12 protein-coding genes are annotated in these 18,830 nt (G+C 59.5%); 1 reads left to right on the top strand and 11 read right to left on the bottom strand.

Annotation, left to right across the window (positions count from 1 at the left end; translation table 11 throughout):
• Positions 1 to 47 precede the first annotated feature (47 nt).
• The 10 genes from JIN84_RS19280 to JIN84_RS19235 all read right to left on the bottom strand — a co-directional run bounded on the left by JIN84_RS19280 (position 48) and on the right by JIN84_RS19235 (position 17,169).
• Entirely contained in the window at positions 48 to 1,310 is a 1,263-nt protein-coding gene (locus tag JIN84_RS19280) for a hypothetical protein (RefSeq protein ID WP_200352701.1), read from the bottom strand.
• Positions 1,307 to 2,425 carry a hypothetical protein gene (locus JIN84_RS19275; RefSeq protein ID WP_200352700.1) on the bottom strand — a complete coding sequence of 373 codons (1,119 nt, stop codon included), beginning with the start codon at positions 2,423 to 2,425 and terminating at the stop codon, positions 1,307 to 1,309. Before JIN84_RS19275 ends, JIN84_RS19280 begins: the two co-directional genes overlap by 4 nt.
• A gap of 1,096 nt (positions 2,426 to 3,521) precedes the next feature.
• Positions 3,522 to 4,247 (bottom strand): hypothetical protein, encoded by a 726-nt coding sequence (locus JIN84_RS19270; RefSeq protein WP_200352699.1) that lies wholly within the window; start codon positions 4,245 to 4,247, stop codon positions 3,522 to 3,524.
• 9 nt (positions 4,248 to 4,256) lie between these two features.
• Positions 4,257 to 7,913 (bottom strand): hypothetical protein, encoded by a 3,657-nt coding sequence (locus tag JIN84_RS19265; RefSeq protein WP_200352698.1) that lies wholly within the window; start codon positions 7,911 to 7,913, stop codon positions 4,257 to 4,259.
• A gap of 346 nt (positions 7,914 to 8,259) precedes the next feature.
• Positions 8,260 to 12,426, bottom strand: coding sequence for a beta strand repeat-containing protein (locus JIN84_RS19260; RefSeq protein ID WP_200352697.1), 4,167 nt, complete (start codon positions 12,424 to 12,426; stop codon positions 8,260 to 8,262).
• Between the two features lie 363 nt (positions 12,427 to 12,789).
• Positions 12,790 to 14,217: an anti-sigma factor gene (locus tag JIN84_RS19255; RefSeq protein ID WP_200352696.1), complete on the bottom strand. Its 1,428-nt coding sequence runs from the start codon at positions 14,215 to 14,217 to the stop codon at positions 12,790 to 12,792.
• A complete protein-coding gene (locus tag JIN84_RS19250; RefSeq protein ID WP_200352695.1) occupies positions 14,214 to 14,768 on the bottom strand; it encodes an RNA polymerase sigma factor in 555 nt (184 codons plus the stop codon). Before JIN84_RS19250 ends, JIN84_RS19255 begins: the two co-directional genes overlap by 4 nt.
• Before the next feature lie 57 nt (positions 14,769 to 14,825).
• Entirely contained in the window at positions 14,826 to 15,479 is a 654-nt protein-coding gene (locus tag JIN84_RS19245) for a class I SAM-dependent methyltransferase (protein ID WP_200352694.1), read from the bottom strand.
• Positions 15,476 to 16,249 carry a glycosyltransferase family 2 protein gene (locus JIN84_RS19240; RefSeq protein WP_200352693.1) on the bottom strand — a complete coding sequence of 258 codons (774 nt, stop codon included), beginning with the start codon at positions 16,247 to 16,249 and terminating at the stop codon, positions 15,476 to 15,478. Before JIN84_RS19240 ends, JIN84_RS19245 begins: the two co-directional genes overlap by 4 nt.
• A gap of 101 nt (positions 16,250 to 16,350) precedes the next feature.
• The gene (locus JIN84_RS19235) at positions 16,351 to 17,169 is read right to left on the bottom strand and encodes a lysophospholipid acyltransferase family protein (protein WP_200352692.1); all 819 of its coding nucleotides are present in this window, start codon (positions 17,167 to 17,169) and stop codon (positions 16,351 to 16,353) included.
• A 105-nt stretch (positions 17,170 to 17,274) separates the two neighbouring features.
• Between JIN84_RS19235 and JIN84_RS19230 the strand changes: the two genes are divergently transcribed.
• Positions 17,275 to 17,691 (top strand): 3-hydroxyacyl-ACP dehydratase FabZ family protein, encoded by a 417-nt coding sequence (locus JIN84_RS19230; protein WP_200352691.1) that lies wholly within the window; start codon positions 17,275 to 17,277, stop codon positions 17,689 to 17,691.
• A 149-nt stretch (positions 17,692 to 17,840) separates the two neighbouring features.
• On the opposite strand, the gene JIN84_RS19225 is transcribed toward JIN84_RS19230, so the two are convergent.
• The gene (locus JIN84_RS19225) at positions 17,841 to 18,824 is read right to left on the bottom strand and encodes a PDZ domain-containing protein (protein ID WP_200352690.1); all 984 of its coding nucleotides are present in this window, start codon (positions 18,822 to 18,824) and stop codon (positions 17,841 to 17,843) included.
• Between the last annotated feature and the right edge of the window lie 6 nt (positions 18,825 to 18,830).

Raw genomic sequence — 18,830 nt, 5'->3', positions numbered from 1 at the left:
GATTCTCCCAAGGCTTCGGCTTGGAAAAGTCCGAGCCCGAAAGCGAGCTACCTTGGATCTGGATCCTGCGGAGTGTTGAGCACGGTATCGACCTTTTCCCGCGATGCCGGACCGAGGTCGAGCTGATCCATGGTTTTCCCGAAATAAGTATGGATATCCCTGGCTGAAGGATCGTCAGGATCGGAGGCGACCCGGCTGAAGGTTTTCGCGGATCTCACGAGCGCCTGCACCTGCAGCGACTCGGAACCGAGCGATTTCAGCACATTCGAGCCTGCCGTGGGATTGGCGAACGGATTGACGATGCTGGCCGCCAACGCGACGCGGTCGGCATCATGCGGAAATTCCGCCATCAGGGTTTCGTAGGTGGCGTTCTGGGTCAGCTCATTGGTGAGGAGCGAGGAAACCGCGCGTTCCCGGAGATCCGGCGGGAGTTCGTCCAGTTTGCCGGAAATCCAGCGCGCCGCCTGCCGCTCTCCTTCGATCGAGGCGATGCCGGTGAAAGCCGAACCGAAGAAATTGACGCCCTTGTTGGCATCTTTGACCATGATTTCCCGGACTGCGGCCCAGGCGTTCTCGCGATCTTTGGCAGTCCAGTATTCCATGGCCTGTCCCAGTGATGCGAGGTTCGGGGATTCCGTGATGAGCAGGTGGAAATCAAAGTCGTTGGGTATCGGTCCCATGGGAGCGGTTGAGCCGGTTCCCATGATTATCCGCAGTTGAAGAAGGTCCGCCGCGCCGCGCCGGGTGGCACCGGTTGCAGCGGCGGAGGGAAACGGACTGAATCTGTCTTTCCCGAATTCCTTCTCATACCGGTCGATCCATTGTTTTCCCATTTCAGGCGAGGCGGAAACCGCAGCCACAACGACATGCTCGAGAATGGCACGACGTCCGGACGCGGGATCGAGAGAGTCCGCCCATTCGAGTGCCTTTTCTCCTTCACGGTGGAAGAGCTCCTTTGCCGCGGCATCCAGGATCAGGCGGACCTCCATCGGGCCATCCTGTTGTGCCGCCAGCACACCGGTCATCATCTCGCGTATGGTCGAACTATCCATGCGTCCGATTTCGTTCCGGATCCCGGGGTCTCCATCGGCCCGTTGCGAACGCCAGCGGAGGAGGGCGGCGAGATTGTGTTTTTCCTGTGGCGGTTCCGTGAGATGATGAGGTGTTTGTTCGTTTGGACGGGCAGAAGCGGAGGGGAGGAGGGCCGGTTTGGATGCGATCCCGGAAAGCGTCGTCAGATGATCTCCCGACCAATATCCGGTGATGAAGCCGGCACACGCGAGCACGGGGAGTGAAATGGATTTCCTCATGGCTTGTAGCGGGAAACAATGGATTCGATTTGTTCGGGCGATGCTTTCCAGTCGATGAGCTTCTGTCGCAGAAGGGGCTCGCCCGCGCCGTCCGTCTCCGCCGGTGGCACATTTTTCAACAGGGAGATCCTGATCGCGGTGTCCCCGATTTCTTCCAACACCCTCATCTGGTCTTCTACATTTCCGCGTAGGATGTTCTGCGCCAGCATTTCGTAGGCTCCCTGAAGAGCGATTGGATCACCGATACCTTCGATGAATCCTGCGACGAGGGCTGGTGGGATCGTATTTGAAGACTTCAGGTCGTCCATGAATTCGGCGCGTTGCCCGGCATCGAGTGTTTCAAATTTGCTGCCGAGCCACTTGCAATCCTGCGAGCACTTGAAAAGGAGGGGCAACGAATCCGCACCCGGGTATCCCAGAATCCAGTCGAAGGCCTGATCCGAATTCTGGGCAACCCATTGTTCCAAAAATGCCTTCGAGTCACTGTTGCCCCAGATCGCCTTGATTTCCGTGCTCCGGCTCAAGGTGGCGAAGTCGAAGTCTGGGGGGAAACGCCAAGACCCACCCGGTGTGTCGATTTCATTTTCCCGCAGGATTTTCAGCATCTTCTCCATCGCCGCGGGGCCTCTCCGTGCGGCGGCTTCAAATGCCTTGTTCAGAATGGAGTCGCCGAGACTTAAGGGGAAAAGTTCGCGATTCGCTTGAAGAAAGGCGAGACCTTGATCCGCTTTGTCCGCAGGCCAGCGGTTGCCGAGTGTCACCGCCAGCCTGCTTTTCGCGGAGCGGGATTCGAGTTTTTCAAACCATGCGAGCGCGGAATCGAAATCACGCCGCATCCATTCATCCAACAGATTTCCATCCAGGAATTCCGCGGAGCCGGCCCCCAGAACCACATCAGGATCGGTGAGACAGGCATCAAGGGCGGCGATGATTTCCGAGTCGGTCCAGTCGGCAAGGGTTTCGGCGAGGGGATTGTAGCCGGGCTGGCCCATGATGCGGGCGCGGTCGCGGGCAAGCTTGATGAAATCATCGGTCGTCCAAACGGGACGTGGTGGACTGGCGCGTGGAGAGGTCTTCCTTGTGGTTTCGAGAGGTGCCGGGGTGGGTGACTCCATATGATTCCAACCTGCCGCCAGCCCCGCAATGAGCGCGCAGGAAAAAAGGATCAGGGACCGCTTCAGCACAGATCGACCTAACGGATTGAAAGGGAATGCGTCAACGGATTTCGGCAACGGAGCGGACAGGAAAAGGAGCGGAGATCTCCGAATCGCCAACATCATGCATGGCGGACGATGAAAGGGCTGAGACAACTGGCATTGATTTCTTCCGTGCCGGACGAGCTGGCCTCTCCCTAGGTGGCGGTTATGAATGCTTCTGTTGTGTTCGTCGGGGTGAGGAAGAGAGGAAAAAAGGTTGAAAAGCCAAGGACTCCGGAACCCGTCGAATTCCTGTTAAATTCGTCATCGACCGAGCGGTCTGAAGGTTGTTCACGATGTCCTGATGCCGTGCCGGCCTCTTCAGGCCGAAAGGTGGTTTTTACGGAAAATTCTTCAGACTTCCGGCAAGAGTTACCGGGTATTTCACCTCCTACCTCGTGATAATCAGATGAGAGGATGCTCTTTTGAGTTGATGATGAGAGAGTTGATCTGTGTGCGAAGTCACGTGGCACGAAACGTGCGTGCATCAATGGTTTTGCTACCTACGTCCAGCGATCGTGCCCCCTCCCCACATCATGGATCGAACTGTTTGCCCCCGATGAATATTTGTATCAATTCCAGAGGTTTATCCGAATGCCAACGCGGTCGGATCCAGCAATATTTTGTGGATCATTTTACCTTTGGCGGGAAGGGCCCCAGATTGATTTGGAAAGACGATGAGTCGGATTACATCCTCTTGGGATTCCCTCAGGGACAGGGGGCGGAGAGTGGGTTGAAGCCCTTGGGGAGGGACGCACACGAGGCTCCGATTGTGATGTTCCGCGTGCACGAGGACGAACTGCTGCGCATCGCGGGGAGGAAATTGGAAAATGTCGGAAAATGCGGGCTTTCTTGTTCCACAGAGCCTCTGCCGAATCTCTGAAAAGGGAGGGGAGGGATGGGAAGTTACCCTGGAACTGGGGCGGTGGTGATCAGGCAAACCGCCCGACATGTATCAAAAAAAACGGCGGTCGATCGACCGCCGTCTATGGATGGATTACCGAAGCAAAACGGATTATGGTTTTCCGGCCTTCTGCTTCGCGTCGTTGACCGCCTGGATCACCCGGCGGTCCTCCAGAATCATCTTCGTGGCCACAGGGCCGAGCCGTTCATCCTCGCTAGGCAGGAGGAAAACCAGCTTCCTGACGTTGCTGTTGATTTCCCAAACCGCGGAGTAGATGGGGCGCTCGGGTTGGTCACGGAAGAACATCTTCACTCCCACATTGCGATCTTCACCACCCGGCGACAGTTGGATAGGGGTCCATGAGGGTGGCAAAGAGGTGCCTTTCTTCTCTTGCACGAAAATCACTTCCTTGCCCATCGCATTGATGAAGCGGGTTGTCCCCCATGAGAAACCGCTGGTGTCGTCCTCGAGAACAAATATGCGGATTCCGGTGGTGGCCTTTTCATCCGGAAGAATGACAAGAAGCGGATTCTTGACGCCTGCGGGAATCTTGATCGGGCTGACCGCCGGCTTGCCGTCCGGCCCCTTTTTGTCCAAGGCGACAATTCCGGAAGGTGCGTCTCCAGTGTTGACCTCGTAAGGCTCGGTGCGCTGCGTGGGGTGCATCGCGACGATTTTCGAATTCTTGTTCGCGTCACCGATGGCCAGGGATCTCCCCGCGATGTCGGTGTCCCACGCGAGTACGCGGGCCGGTATGGCGAGGAGCGGGCCGCAGAGCAGCGGGGTAGCAAGGGCGAGGACGAGCGGGCGAACGAGACGCAGGGCTGTGTGATTCATGGATGAAAATTACGTGGTTGGACCGGGAACGACCTCATTATCGGAAAGATACCGGAACGACACAATCTTGAATTTACGTCCGAAATTCTGGTTCGTGGTGTTCAGGTCGGCGATCTGCGTTTCCGGTGGGTTGATTTCATCCACGAATTCGGCGACGCGCTGGACCACCGCTTCGCAGCGTGCCGTAGCGATGACTTTTCCTGTCCCGTCCTTGGCTTCGCCGTAGGCACGGATGGTGAAGGTGTCCGAGCGCGGGGTGATGACTGGAGCAAGGGATTGCAAAAGATCCGCCTGGGTCAGGTAGCCGGGGATGCCGACGCCGATGTTCGGGGTATTGTTGGGATTGGAGACGTTTGGACGGAACGGATAGATGTTGGGATCAAACGGATCGCATGAGTCTGTGACAGCCTTGTTGATCGTGGTGCTGTCGATGGCCGCTTGGAGGGCACCCTTGTATGAGAGGTTCGAGCTGTCGACCCGGCGGTTGACAAACTCACCGAGGGAAAGAAACGGTCCGCGCAGGCGGACCTGGGCGATGATCTTGTCGGCGAGGAGGTCGATGTCGGAGTCCGTCAGCGAACGGTAGCCCTGCCACAGGTTCGAATCGGTACCCATGGGGTAGCGCATGCGCGGGAAACCTGTTTTCTTGAGGCCGGAGGCGGAGCTGGTGCTGCCATTGTCGTTCTTCAGGGTGAAGGCTGCTTCCCGCAGACCGCTGAGAACCGCGATCCATGCCTTGCGGCTGGTGGAATTGATGTTGAAGGCTCCGTCGACCTGGAGGTGGGCTGCGATCTTGAGGCAGCCTTCGGGTCTCATCAGGTCCGTCTTCAGGTCCGCAATCTCGGACTTGCCTGGGAAGAACTTCATTCTGGGATTCCGGAGCGGATTCTTTTCAGGATCGTCGAGGAAGTTGGCGAGCACAGTCTCGGCCTTGACCTTTTTCGTGGCGATACCGTTCCCCTGCCAGGCTGCCTCGGTGCCTGCGGTGCTGCCAAGCTGGAAGGTGTCGGTGATGCTGCTGCAGAAGAAGGAATCCCAAAGGGCCTCGTTCGCGAGGTAGGAATAATCATAAACCCCCATCATCTGACGGGTATAGTTCGCTTCGGTGCCGGTATTGGCACCGCCGCTCTGGATGGCATTCATCGCACGGCTCTTGTCGAGATAGGGGCTGGCCCAGCTGTTGCCGATCTGATAGGAGGTGGAGAAGGCGGTTCCGCCGAGATCCGCGTGCTGGAACGCGGCAAGGGAGATGATCGGCTGCTGGGGAGCTTCGAAGAAGGCCAATTGCGATTGTCCGTCGGGCAGCGCATTGGATCTGCCATAGAAGGCGTTGCGGCCCGTCTCGTCGGTTCTGATCACTTCCTCGAAGCTGGAAACGGTGCGCACCACGGTTTCATAGTGCGGGGCTGTGAGGAAGGAACCGTCGCTGAGCGCACGATTGACGAAGGGCTGGCGCGGATTGACGGTATAAACGATGTCGGAGCGGCGGGCGGTCCTGCTTTCCTTGGCGACGCGGTGGTAGGTCTCGATGACGCCGAACGGCTGACGGGTCACACTCAACTGGGCGAATGGCACTGTGGGTGAATTTAGATTTGCGATGGTGGCCGACTGGGCGAAAGCGGTCATCTGGACATCGGTGATGGCCTGGCCCCGGGGGAATGGAGGATTGGTTTTAGCCCGTGTGGCATCCTCCAGCGTTACCGAGAACGGGTAGTCCTGAGCCCTGTTGCTGTAGAAGTTGACATTGACAGTGTCGCCAGGACTGAAGGACCGGGTGAAACCATCACCGGATTTCGCGTTTTTCATCGGAACCGCCAGTCCTCCCTTGAGGTTTTTCATGTCGTTCGCGTTGGTGACCGGTTTCATGTAAACGGTTTGGCCCACAGGCAGGGCTCCATTTCCAGGAATGGTTGCCGCGGTATTGTATTGCACGTCGATCTGACTCGCAGGTGCGAATACACGAACCTCACCGGGTTTGAAGCGGATGGTTTGACCGGGGCTTATAGGACCGCCGTTGGGTGTGATGGCAGCATAAAAATAGGGTCTGATCTGCCGGCCCTCCACCCTGGGGTCGACATTGCCCATCATTTTCGACATGGCCAGAGGGTCTTTCGGATCACCTTCCTTTGCGGGGGTGAAGGTCCATTTGGCGCTGTATGGCATATCCATCCAAGGGCAGGCGACGGCGCCCTCGATCTCAAGCGCCACATTGTAAGGATTCCACAGGGTGATGACAGGGGTGAAGACGAGACGGACTTCGCTTCCGAAAGAACCAAGGCTCAAAACGAACAGGACGCGGTCCAGCACGGGACGGAAACTGGTCTGGCTGTATTGCCCGCGAGGAGGAGCACCGGGATAGGGGAAAGCGGCGTCGACTCCGTTTGCGGCGGTGGAAAGGGTGGTGCTGTCCATGGCACGTTCGAAAACCGTGGGACCGTCCGATGTGTTATACAGGAAGTTGGGAGTCCTGTAGTAGGAGCGCAGGGTGGTGAAGGTTGGAATGATCGAAGCGGGGAAATGGAAGAAGCCGTCCGCCGACCTGAAGTTCAGTTTCGTCACGGTGGTGCCGGAGCTTACGTTGGTCGGATTCTTGAAAAGCGGTCTCTGGGTTCCGCGGAACATCGCTTGGGTGAAAGTCTGCACCCCCCGGAGGCCTGCACCCATGAAGGGATTCCTATAGGACGGAGATGTTCCCCAGGTGGTTTGGGTGAAGTTGCCGTTCGGCATGTCAAAGCCGAGGTTGATATCGGTCTTGAGGCCGCCGTAGACGGTGTCGGTCAGAAGGCCCATGCTGGAAGCGGTGTAGTCGCCCGATTCCACCGTGTTGGTTACTTCACCTTCCCATAGAGCCGTGTCGAGTTTCGCCTGGGCGGTGGTGAGGATCTTGCCCGCACGGATGTTCCATTCCGATGACGGCTGTTTGAAGTTGTTGGAGCCGATGAGGTATGGCCGGGGTTGCGCCTGGAGCCGGTCGTTCTGATCCTGCAGGTTGTTGTTCTCCGGGCCTCCGACATTGATTTTCGCCTTGGTGCCTTCCTGAACCACGGTCCAGGCGATGCTGCCGCTGAATTCCTTGCCCGGCGTGCTGTTCTCACCCTGCTTGACCAGATTCACGTTCACCTTCGAAGCCGATTGGGCATGTCCATCGGACTTCATGGTGAAGAGTTCGACAGGGTCGGCGTGCGAAGGATTCGTAGCCCAGGTCGTGGCCTTCAACTCATCCGGGGAGGGGCTGGATGAGAGCCAGCCCTTGAAATTCGAGGTTTTCTTGGCCGCATAGGTCCCGCTGGCGGAGGTCAGCACGCCGTTGCCTTCCGTTGCAAGCTTTGGAGACCAGCTTTCCCAAACTCCCACGGTGTTCTTGTCCGGAGTGTCGTCCGGGATGTTGGGGTTCGAAGCTGCGGGCTGGTAGATCGACGCGTCCGCCGTGACCCGTTGGTCAGGACCGGCATTTCTCTGCAACTCGCCCAACGCAAGCATGAGCGCCATCTTGGCGTTCGCCCGGGCGACGGTCGTGGCGTTTTCGTTGCCGGATTTCCGCAATGAAATCGAACTGAGGGACAAGAGACCGACAGCGATGACAGTCAGGAGGATCATCATGCTGAGCGTGACGACGAGGGCAAAGCCTCGATCCTTGTCTCTGGGGAGCTGGTGGTTTGATTTCATGGGTGAATATGGTTTTTTGAGAATGAATTTACCACTTTTGTGTGAAAAAGCGGTGAGGGGATGGCGGTAATGTGGGTGACGGTGTTCGCGGGGGCGGGCTGACTGCTTGGCACGTGATGGCCTGAATTGGCACTGAAATGGGATTTTCGAGGGTGTTCGTGCGGATCGGTATTCCTTATGGCAATACAAAGTAAATTTAATTTTCCCCTAGTCGAATAAAAAATTAACCCATTTGGGAAAAATTTCACAACCCCAAAAAGCGGATAATGTCTGAAAAATAAGGAACAATGACGAAAAAACAGCCGCCCCGGCTTGATGACCGGAGCGGCTGGATTCTTAGCAAGGATTATTTCACCACTTTCAAACGCCCGAAGAGTTTTCCGCCGCCCGCGTTGGTGGTGGGGATGCGGACCACCACGGTGTCGGGCGCGGTGCCGTTGTCAGTGATGTTGACGAGGACGCCGTTGGCATCAGGTCCCGAATTCGCGTCTCCGAGGATCACATCCGTCCAGCCGGTCAGGCCCGGGCCGTATTGGGCGAACTGGGAGGTGACGTCGTCGTTCGCATCATCCCGGCGGTGGAAGGTGAGCGTCAGGTAGTTGGCATCCGTGGTTTGCGTGACCAGGGAGGCTCCGTCGGAGGCAAGCGGATTTCCATCGAGGTAGAATTCGAGGAGATTGGCGAGTCCGTCGTTATCGGGATCCTGTGTGGGACCGTTGTTGGTGGCGTCCAACCCCTTCTCAGCCGCCCATGAGGAATAGCCGCCGGCGATGACAACACTGCCCGTGCCGGTGAAATAGCTGCCGTAGGTGGGGTGGCTGGAATTGTAGGTGCCGGGTGGCACGCTGACGCCGCCGAGGATGAGCACGCCAATGGTGTCGGCCGCTCCGGTGGAGAGATCCAGGTGGGCTCCGCTGGAGATGCTGACCGTGGCGGTATCACCAAGGGAGGGGGTGGTGAATGACAGCGTGCCTTGGCTGACGGTGGTCACGCCGGTGTAGGCATTCGCACCGCTGAGGGTGAGAGTTCCACTTCCGGTTTTGGTGAGACCCAGCGGGGCCGTGGCCCCGTCGAGGATGACACCGGTATAGGTGGAGCTGGTGTTGTCTCCACCCACGGTGAGCACGGATGGTGTCGTGGCGTGGTAGTTGCCGATTTTTCCGCCTGTTCCGCTGAGATTGGCGAAGGTGAAATCGAATCCGTTGAGTTTCAACATGGACTCCGCGACGACGAGCGGTCCGGTGCTGAAGGCGTTGGCATTCCCAGCGACCGTCGAACCTCCGACGCGACCGTTGATTTTCGTGATGGTGTAGGAGTTCCTGCCGCCGGCCGGGTTGATCACAAGCGTGCCATTTTCCCCGGCGTTGTCACCCGTGTAGAATTCACACTGGTAGTTGCCGGAGATGGGACCGGTGATCTCAAATGTGGCCCCGCGTTGGGAGGTGATGCCGGAGTCGGCGGTGAGTGTCACAGCGCCGGCCCAGGTTGCCGTGGCGGTGGCGGCCAGCCGCAGGCCGTTGGGGTAGCCGGTTTCTCCCCAGCCTCCACCGGCGATCTCGATGGGAACCGTATAAGGATCAACATTGCTGAAGGCGAGCAACTGGGCACCGGAGAGAATCTGGATTTTCGTTGTCCCGCCGAGGGCGGCGGAACCGCCGTTCAGACCGATCCGGCCTTTCTCCACCACCAGGGTGCCGCCGAAATTCTGCGAAAGGGCGATGGCTCCCCAGTCGAACGAGGTGGGGGCGGTGAGACCGATCACACCAGTTCCTGTGATGCTTCCCCAGTTCTTGGCGACGGCGGAAACCTGGTTGAACCTGAGCCTGGCGTTCGGAGCGATTTCATAAATCGCGGACGAGCCGAAGGCTCCGTTCACAAGCCCGTCGCCTATCTGGTAGGTTCCCTCGTTGATCTGGATCCGGCCGGAGTAATCGTTGACCGTGCCGGTGAAGATCTGAGTTCCGGGACCCACCTTGGTCAGGCTGGCCGGGCCGCCCAAGTCATTGTAACCGGCGAGCGATCCGGACTGCGTGGCGCTGGCGGTCGTGTTGTAGATCACATTGGTGTCGTTGACAAGCAGCGGACCGGCGATGGAGCCGTCATTGACACCGTCTCCAAAGCGGAGCGTGCCTGCGATAACGTTGGTCAGGCCGGTGTAGGTATTGACGGTGGCGAGGGTGAGCATGCCGCTTCCCGTCTTGTTCAGCGTGGTGCCGCCGGTGATGGACCCGGTTCCCGATATCGTGTAGGTCTTGTTGGTGTTTTCCACGTTGATCGTGGCCGGAGCCACGACAGCCGCCAGGGAAATGCTGGTGATCCCCGAGGCCGTGTCGTCGAAGCGGACATTGTCATTCTCCAAATACTTGGCCGCCGGGATTCCGAGCGTCCAGTTGGAGGTGGAGTTGACATCCCATGTGGAATTCACGTTTCCTTTCCATTTCAGGACGTTCAAGGCCTTGACGTTCAGAGCAATCGAGCTGTCATACACGATCAGCTCCGCATCGACGCCGCGGGGCAGGGGGGCGAGCTTGAAAGAGCTCAAGCCGTTCGGAGCCAGGGAGCCGAACCGGATGAGAGGGAATTTGTTGACAGCCGGCATCCCGGTGATCTTGAGGGTCACATCGCCATGAGGAGTTAGGGTGCCCGTGGCATCGATGGCGGCTCCTCCCGCAACCGGGTCGAAATTCCGGATCTCCACGGTCATTCCGGTGGAGGAGCCGAGGGTGAGATTGGTGGTTCTCCACGGCAGGCTGGGTTCGCCCGTCACGATGAGTCCGGTCCCATCAGCGAACGTCGCCGGAGCGCCTTCGTTGTTTCCGGTGGCGACCTGCAGCGCGCCGGCGCTGACGGTGGTGAGTCCGGTGTAATCGTTGAAATTGGACAGCGAGAGAGTGCCCTGGCCCAGCTTGGTCAGGCCGCCGGTGCCGTGGAGGCCCGTTTGGATTCCCACATCGAATCCGTTGGTGTCGAATTTCAATCCTCCCGCCTGCAGGTTCAAATAGACCCGGCCTGGGGAGAGGGTGCCGTTCTTGAGGAAATCCGGCTCGGTCGCGAGCGCCTTGATGGTGCCGCCGTCGGCGTTGACAAGGTTCCGGGTGGCGTCCGAAAAGTCGCCACCCTTGATGATGTAGCCGGTGGAAAGTGTCCCGCCGTTGAGATTCAGCGAGGCGATGATGCTGGAATTTTCAGCTCTGTCATCGCGACCCATGGTGATGAAATTGGTGACCGTGAGGTTCGAGGAGCCCGTGAGAGTCACCGTTTCCGTCGCTGTCGGACCGCCGATGTGGCCGATGGTGAATTCCTTGAGCGTGAGAGCCGCGCTGTCCGCCAATGAAATGGTGGTGCTGCCCGCGTTGCCGTTGCCGCCGAAGTCACCGGTCTTCCATTTCGTCGTCGCGGCGTTCAGTACGCTGGTTCCCGATAGGCTGACCGTGGCGTTTCCATTGTTTCCTCCGCCGATGATGTCCACGCCTGTGTTGGTGACGGTGAGCGTGCCTCCGCTCATCGAGAGGGTGCCCTTGCTGGTGCCGGTGCCGACCGCGAGATTCCCCGTGATGTTCATCACGGCGGCGCCGCTCATGAGGCAGGTTCCCGCTCCGTCGTCCACAACGGCGTTGCCCGTGGTGCCGATGCCAAGCAGTCCCTTGATGTTGACCTCGCCGCCATCGATCTTCAGCAGGCCCTTGTCGTTGTAGCCCACCCTGACATTCGTGTTGCCCGCTGCGTTCGTGAAGTTCAGCGTGCCGCCGCTGACGTTGATCTTGGCCTGCTGGTCGCCGTTGGCAGCCAGATAGCCGACCCTGGCTTCGGTGTATTTGTCGAAGGTGACCGTTCCGTTCGTGACATTCAGCTCGGCGCTGCCGGAGAGCTGCACGTTCGCGGTGGATCCGCCGGTTTTTTCAAAAGTCGCGGTGCTTCCGGTGATGTTGAATTTGTCGGTTCCGACGCCGTTCCTGCCTTTGCCGAACCATACGCTGCGAAGCTCCTCACCGACCCCGGAGTCGGTCGCGGACTTCACGCTCAGTGTTCCGCCGGAGAGATTGTAAACGGAGCCGGAATCGCCGTCACCATCCGAGAGGAAGAATCCGCGTCTCAGGGTTGTATCCACCGAACCGCCGCTCTGGGTGAAGGTGCCGACTCCGCCGTTCCCCACGATGAAATACTCGCCGCTTTGCACGAACTGTCCGCCCAGCATGTTGAAGGCTCCGTTGTTGAGAAAGCGTGCCCCGCCCAGCGCGAGGTTCACGATCCCGGTGCCGTCGATGGTGGTGGTGCCCGCGCCCTTGCGTTCCCAGTTCCCGGAAGGAATGTTGGTGGGGTTGGGGGTGCTGGTGTTGATCAGGACGTTGTCGGCGCCACCGGGGGTTCCGTTGGGATTCCAGTTGCCGGCCACATTGGAGACGTTGCTGGTCGTCCCTGTCCAGGTGTAGTCCAGCGCGAGGAGCCGGGTGGCCGGAGTGAACGAGGCGATCACGGTCGTGAGGCCGAGAAGGTTGCGGAATTTGGATTTCATGAGGTGGGGTTCAGGTGGGTGAATGTTTGTTTTCGAATTCGGCGGGATCGTTCCTCCGGAGATGTATGTGGGCAACGGATTCCATGTATCGAAAATGACACAAAAATATAATATATTATCACGAGATACTATAATCGATCAAAAGATGCGATATCGATCGATGAAAAGATGATCGAGGAAGCTCCGGGATATGAGGACTTCCGATGGTGGCTCGCCCGTTGGGTGGGGGCTGGCGCTTTTTTTACCTTATTTCAGGCTGTTTTGAGAATGGCACGCCGATCATGTGGAGATCGTCCCCGGGTTGTGGGCCGATCAGGTTCCATTGCCGCCGATGGTGTCGGATCAGTTATGGATCGGGTTTTCCTATGGTTCGTTTCTGGGTGTGGCAAGCAAGGTGGTTTCTATAGATGAAAATGCAAGATCTCCGCCATTGCGGTTCGCTATGGAAATGCCGGAAACCGGGTCGGGTTTGTCCAGTCTCATCTCCGCGACGACGGGGGCCTGGGCGGTCGCTCCGTCATGCAGTGTCGCGCGTCCGTCCAGTCCGTAGCAGAGGGTGAGGGAGTGGGTCCACAGCGCGCAGACGGGGGTCAGCGCGGTGACCGCCTTCGACCTTTCATCCCGGAGCTGCCAGCGGTGGCTGTTGGCGGCCTCCGCGAAAATGCTGATGATGGGCTGCCCGGCGGAGTCGGTGAGAGAGATGAGTTCGACGCCTTCCCTGCGGCTCACCTTGTCGTGGATCCACTGCGGCGGCACGAGGTGGAAGGTGAGGATGTAGACCGAGCGCGCGCCACCGGCATCGTGCGGGGCGAATGTTCCGAACAGATTCCGGGCTCCGCTGGAGGTGTCGAGGGTCTGGTTTCTCAGGTAGGTGGGATTGGTCTCGTTGGTCGCTTTCCATGCCTGCCCGATCTCCGGTCGGTGGGACGTCAGGAGCTGATCGCCCGTGGTTTGGAAATCGTCGCGGAAGATGGTGACCTGCTCGGGCAGGCCGGAGAGGAAATGTTGGTTCGGCAGGCGGATGGGGTGGCTCGCGCCATTGGACTCCAGGCGGATGGCGTCCCCCGCTTTCAGGTAAAGCGCTTCCCGTCCTCCGCGCGGACGGATCTCCAGCATGCCGGACTCGATGCGGACATTCGCTCCGCCATCCGCGAGCACCTCGGTCGTGAAGCGCGAACTCATGTCCCGCAGGATGCCGCCCGGGACCCGCACATCGAAACGGTTCGCGCTGGTGCTGACCTGGAAGGACGCCATGCCTTCCAACAGGCGGATGTTTCCGGACGAATCCGCGAGTTCGATCGCGGCGGGGCCTTCGAAGTTTCCGGAGACCGACGGATTGAGCTGGATGGCGGCGGTTCCGCGTTCGAGCCGCAGGAGTTCGCCGACTTCCCAACGGGAGCTGTCCTGCCGTTGGGCGATGGTGATGCGGCTGTCGATGCTGCCGGCGATTCTGGGACCGGATTTTTCAGATTCCGGGAGCTGGCGGGTGAGGAAAAACGCGGCGAAGAGCGACAGGGCGACGAGCGCCGCGATGGCGACGATTCTCGCGGGGAAAAGGCGGATTTTCGGAGAGGAGGTGGCGAGGTTGTCCGCCAGCGAATTCATCATCCCGAGGCTGGAGGAAACCGTTTCCTGGGTTTCGTTCAGCATTTTATCCACCATCAGAAGCTCATAATAAACGCGGCGTGCTTCGGGATCCTCAACCAGCAGGCGTTGCACCGCAGCCTCTTCAGGAGGCGTGAGATCGCCCTCGAGCCAACGGTTCAGCAGTCGTTCGAGTTTGGGATTCATGCGGACACCTCCGACAGTCGTTCGCTGATACAGAGCCGCAGGGCGGCACGGAGTTGGAAAAGCCGGGCTTTGAGAGTGCCGATGCTGCGGTCGCTGGAACTCGCGAGGATCTCCAGCGAGCTTTCCGACCAATAGCGGTGCCGGATCAGTTCGTGATCCTTCGGAGTCAGGCGCTCCATGCAGCCTTGCAGGGCCCGCCGGCGCTCGGGAAGCTCGTCGGTGGAGGCGGGAAGTTCCGCGGCGAAGTAGTCCAGCAGTTCCGGATCAAGGGAGGTGACCGAACGGCGCTTGGTCTGACGGAAATGGTTTTTCACTTCCAGGTGTGCGATCCGGTAGGCCCAGCTTCGGAAACTCGTGCCCGGGGCGAATTTTCCCCGCTTGCGCCAGAGCACCATGTTCACCTCCTGACGGATGTCCGCAGCGAGATGAAAATCACCGCAAATCGTCCGGATGAACAGGATGAGATCATCCTGACAACCGGTCAGCTCCTGTACGAAGCTGTCTACGTCGTCGATTTCTGGTGAGGATTCCACTCCACCTAGACGGTCCATTTCGGCAAAGGGTTTAGTCGGGGATGATAAAAAGTGAAAAAAAGGCTCACTTTTTTATCAAATCGGCCGACTGAGGACGATCAGATAATTGTTGAACGGTGTTTTTCCCCACAGGGACGTGACCTCCACGCTGCCGAAGGGGGATAAAACACGTTCGAAATCCTCCCGCGTCGGATAGTGGGTGGGGGCGGCTTTCATCCAGAATGTCGCCTTCGCCAGCAGGTCGCCGAGAACGGTGACCTTGAAACGCAGCGATCCATCCCGCAGCCCGGAACGGATGACGAGCTTGCCCCCCGGTAAGACCCTTGAGGCGGCGAGCTGCAACAGATTCTCCTGTTCGGAGGGGGTGAAGAACTGGAGAATGTCCAGGATGCTCACATTACCGTGATGTTCGGGCAGGCCGGTACGGGCGTCGTGATGAGCGAAAGAGAGATCACGCCGGCCGGATTTTTCCGCAGCCTGCCGTGCCGAATCGATTTTTCCCGCATCGTAGTCCAGACCGAGAATCGGGACCTCGATACCTCTCGATCTCAGGAAAAACGCCAGCAGGCCGAGACCGCAGCCGAGATCGAGCAGGGGAAACGGCGAATGCCCGAGGGTGTCCGCGAGCGCGGTGTAGAGCGGATCCGTCCGAAGCTTGGTGGCGACGTAGTTCCGGTTCCAGCGGCCGGGAAAAAGCGCTGCGATTTGATGTTCCGCAGGATCGCTCATCGGGCGGGTGGGCTCAGGCTCTCGAGCGGGTTCGATCCGCGGGCGATGAGCAGTGGAAGGCGGGCGAAAAATCCGAACAGCAGCCGCAGGTGCATCCAGGTCAGCAACGTGTTGTCCCGGAGATAGCGGAATTGTGAAACGCCGCCGTCCTCCTTGCTCGGGTAGCGCACCGGCGTCGGAAGGTTGATGACAGGTACGCCACGCCAGCACAGGCGCACGGCCACCTCCGGGTCGAAATCAAAGCGTCTGGCAAATGCCGTGGATTCGAAAACCTCCAGCAGGTCCTGTGCGGGGTAAAGCCGCATTCCGAAGAGGGAATCATCCATCCCCCAGCCGAGAGTTTCCAGATTCGCCCAGAAATTGGATACCTTACGCCCGTTCACGCGCAGCGCGGGGGCGGATGAGTCGAAGATCGGCCGGCCGAAGACCGCAGCCTCGGGGTGAGATGCGGAAAGCCGGAAAAATTCCGGCACCGCCGTCGCCGGATGCTGGCCATCAGCGTCCATTGTCAGGACGTGGGTGAAGCCGTCACGGATCGCCTCGCGAAGACCGTACAATACCGCCGCACCTTTGCCGGAATTCTCCGGCAGCTCGATAACACGGAAATTTTCCCCTTTCAGGTTATGGATCAGTGCGGGAGAGCCGTCCGTAGAGCCATCGAAAACCACCCAGACCGGTGTTCCCAGCGAGAGGGCGGACTTCACCGTTTCCAAAAGAATCGGTCCGGTGTTGTAGCTCGGAATGAGGATAAGCGGTCGCGCATCTGGCATGTACCCCTTGCTTTAAACGCCAAATCCCGTTGGGGCAAGAGCTGTGATGAAAGTTGGGTCTGGAGATGTCGACGGGCGGCACGGCTTCAGTCCGGCGTGGATCAGCCATGGGTTCTGCGCAGCGGATCCGGCTTGGAGAGCTCCCGCTCGTACACCGCCGCGAGGCGGGCGGTGAATTCCTGGGAGCTTTCGCCCGGTTCCGGCACCATGGGTTCGCCCACGTCAAACCGCATGTGGATCGGAAAAACGGGCCTCCGCCATAGCGGCCAGCCTTTTTGCAGGAAACGGGTGTCGCTGCGGATGAAAATGGGATAGACCGGCACACCCGTCCGTTTGGAGATGATCGCGCAACCACCCTTGAGCGGGTTGATCCAGCGGGCGTCCGGCCGTGTCCGCGTGCCCTCGGGGAACATCAGCAGCTGGCCGCCGTCCGCGAGCGACTTTGAGGCGTCGCGCATGACGCGCTTCATCCCGTCGTTCGCGATGTAGCCCGCCAGCCTAGCCCCCCCACCGAGCACGGGATTGGTGAGGATCTGTTTTTTCATCACGCACACGGCGCAAGGCAGGCGGGCGATGATGAACACGACATCCCATAACGAAGTGTGGTTGGGTGCCACGATGAACGAATGGGTGAGGCCTCCCAGCGCGTCCAGGCCTGTCAGGTCCGCCCGTACCAGATCAGACAAGCGCAAGTAGACGACGAATTTGCTGAACAACTGTTGCAGGAGTCTCCTGCCGATTTTCTGGCCGATCCTCTGTGGCAGGACCAGATGCAATGGCCCTCCGACCAGTGTCAGCAACCCTCCGAAAACGCCCCAGTAAAGCAATCCCAGAGCCATCATCACATAGTCCCACGGCGCGCGCAGCCACCGCCGGAGCGGTGAGCGGAGGGGGGAGGCGATGGGGTCGCTGATGGCCACGGGGGTTGAGGCTACAGACGAAATTCCAGCGGGTCAACACGGCGATGATTCACAGGTTGGCTTGGGGGGCGGGACGTGCCAGGGTTCTTTCACATGACATCAGAAATGCAGGTCGCACTCCAGTCCCTTCCTCACGGGCCGTCTTTCCGCTTTCTCGATGAACTCGTTACCTTGGAACCTGGAAAAGAAGCGTCGGCGAGGTATCTCGTGCGGGGCGATGAGGGATTTCTCGCCGCTCATTTTCCCGGAAACCCGATGATGCCGGGCGTGCTGCTCATCGAAGCCATCGCACAGCTCGGCGGCATCGTCGTCCAGCCCGCGCTGACGGAACTGCGCCTGACCGGAGTGCGTGCGGCGAAAGTCCTGGGAGCGGCGGTTCCGGGGGACGTGCTGGAGATCCGGGCGAAAATCGAGGGATCTCTCGGAGGGCTCGTGCAGATCGAGGGGGATGTGAGCGGACCGCACGGACTGCTTGCGAGCGCAAAAGTCACGCTGAGCGGAGCGGTGCCAGGCAATGGCTAGAAATCGGAGCGGCGGGCGCGGGAGGGCGGCATTTTCGTGAACCGGGATCCGGGATCGCACGTTCCAGCAAGGTGGAGACCGAAAAAACACACCCGCACCCGTGTGAACGGATGCGGGTGTGAACCCTTTGCCATAAAAAACTCGTTCGATTATTCCTCCGGAGGGACGGGATGGGAGTTCATGCGGAGCCGCAGGCCGCCACCCTTGAAGCTGGAGTCGAGGTTGAGCCGGGCCACCCGGGTCTGGACATCGCCGGGAGCGGCCTGTTTGTCCGCCGCGGTGTCCCAAGGACCGCTCCAGACCACGTTGTCCTGATGGTCGCGGACGGTGACCTGCTTGGCACCGTTCTTGGACTTCACCTCCACGCTGCCATCATTGTCAGACATCCTGACCGTGGCCTCGCTGTTTGTCGTCCGCGTCTCCTCCTTGCTCTCCTGTTCATCCGCCATGGCTTCCGCAAAGGCGCCTTGCATGCGCTTCTGCATCTGCTCGACGGCGTTTTTCATCTCCAGCGAGAGTGTTTCGGCATCCATGTCCTGCTGGAGGTCGAGGGCACCGACGTTGCCGGCGATGGCACCGCGCACCCGGTCGGCCAGTTCCTTCGGCAGGTTCTCCAGGTCGAGCTGCTCTGGTGGGAGCTGGTCCATCATCGTGAGCTCGGCAGGCTTGCTCTCCAACTTCACCTCCAGTTTGGATGGCTGGCCCTTGTGGATGATCTGGAGGACGACGCTTTCGCCCGGTTTGAACGAGGTGATCTGCTGGGTGATGTCGGCAGGACTGCCCACGGAGATCTCGCCCACCTTGGTGATCACGTCATTCACCGCCAGTCCGGCTTTCTCGGCAGGGCTGTCCGACACGACCGAGCGGACTACCACTCCCTGGCCCTTGTCGAGGACGAGGTGGTCGGCCAGGAGTTTCGGGAGCTCGCCGGTGACGACGCCGAGGAACGCCGCGGCCGGCTTCGGTGCCACCAGTCCCTTGACCTGCGGGATCTGGATTTTGGGCACCGCCGCCCGGTCCTCCTTCACCGCGGGTGGTGGCGGGGCGTTGTCCGCCGGGGCCTCCAACGCGAGGGCGGGGGAGATCATGGCGGCCAGGCCCGCCGTAACAAGATGGAATGATTTTGTTTTCATTGTTTA

It is taken from the genome of Luteolibacter yonseiensis, assembly GCF_016595465.1.
Classification (GTDB): domain Bacteria; phylum Verrucomicrobiota; class Verrucomicrobiia; order Verrucomicrobiales; family Akkermansiaceae; genus Luteolibacter; species Luteolibacter yonseiensis.
Note: the sequence above shows the minus strand (reverse complement) of the source record. Positions and strands in the feature narration are given on the sequence as shown.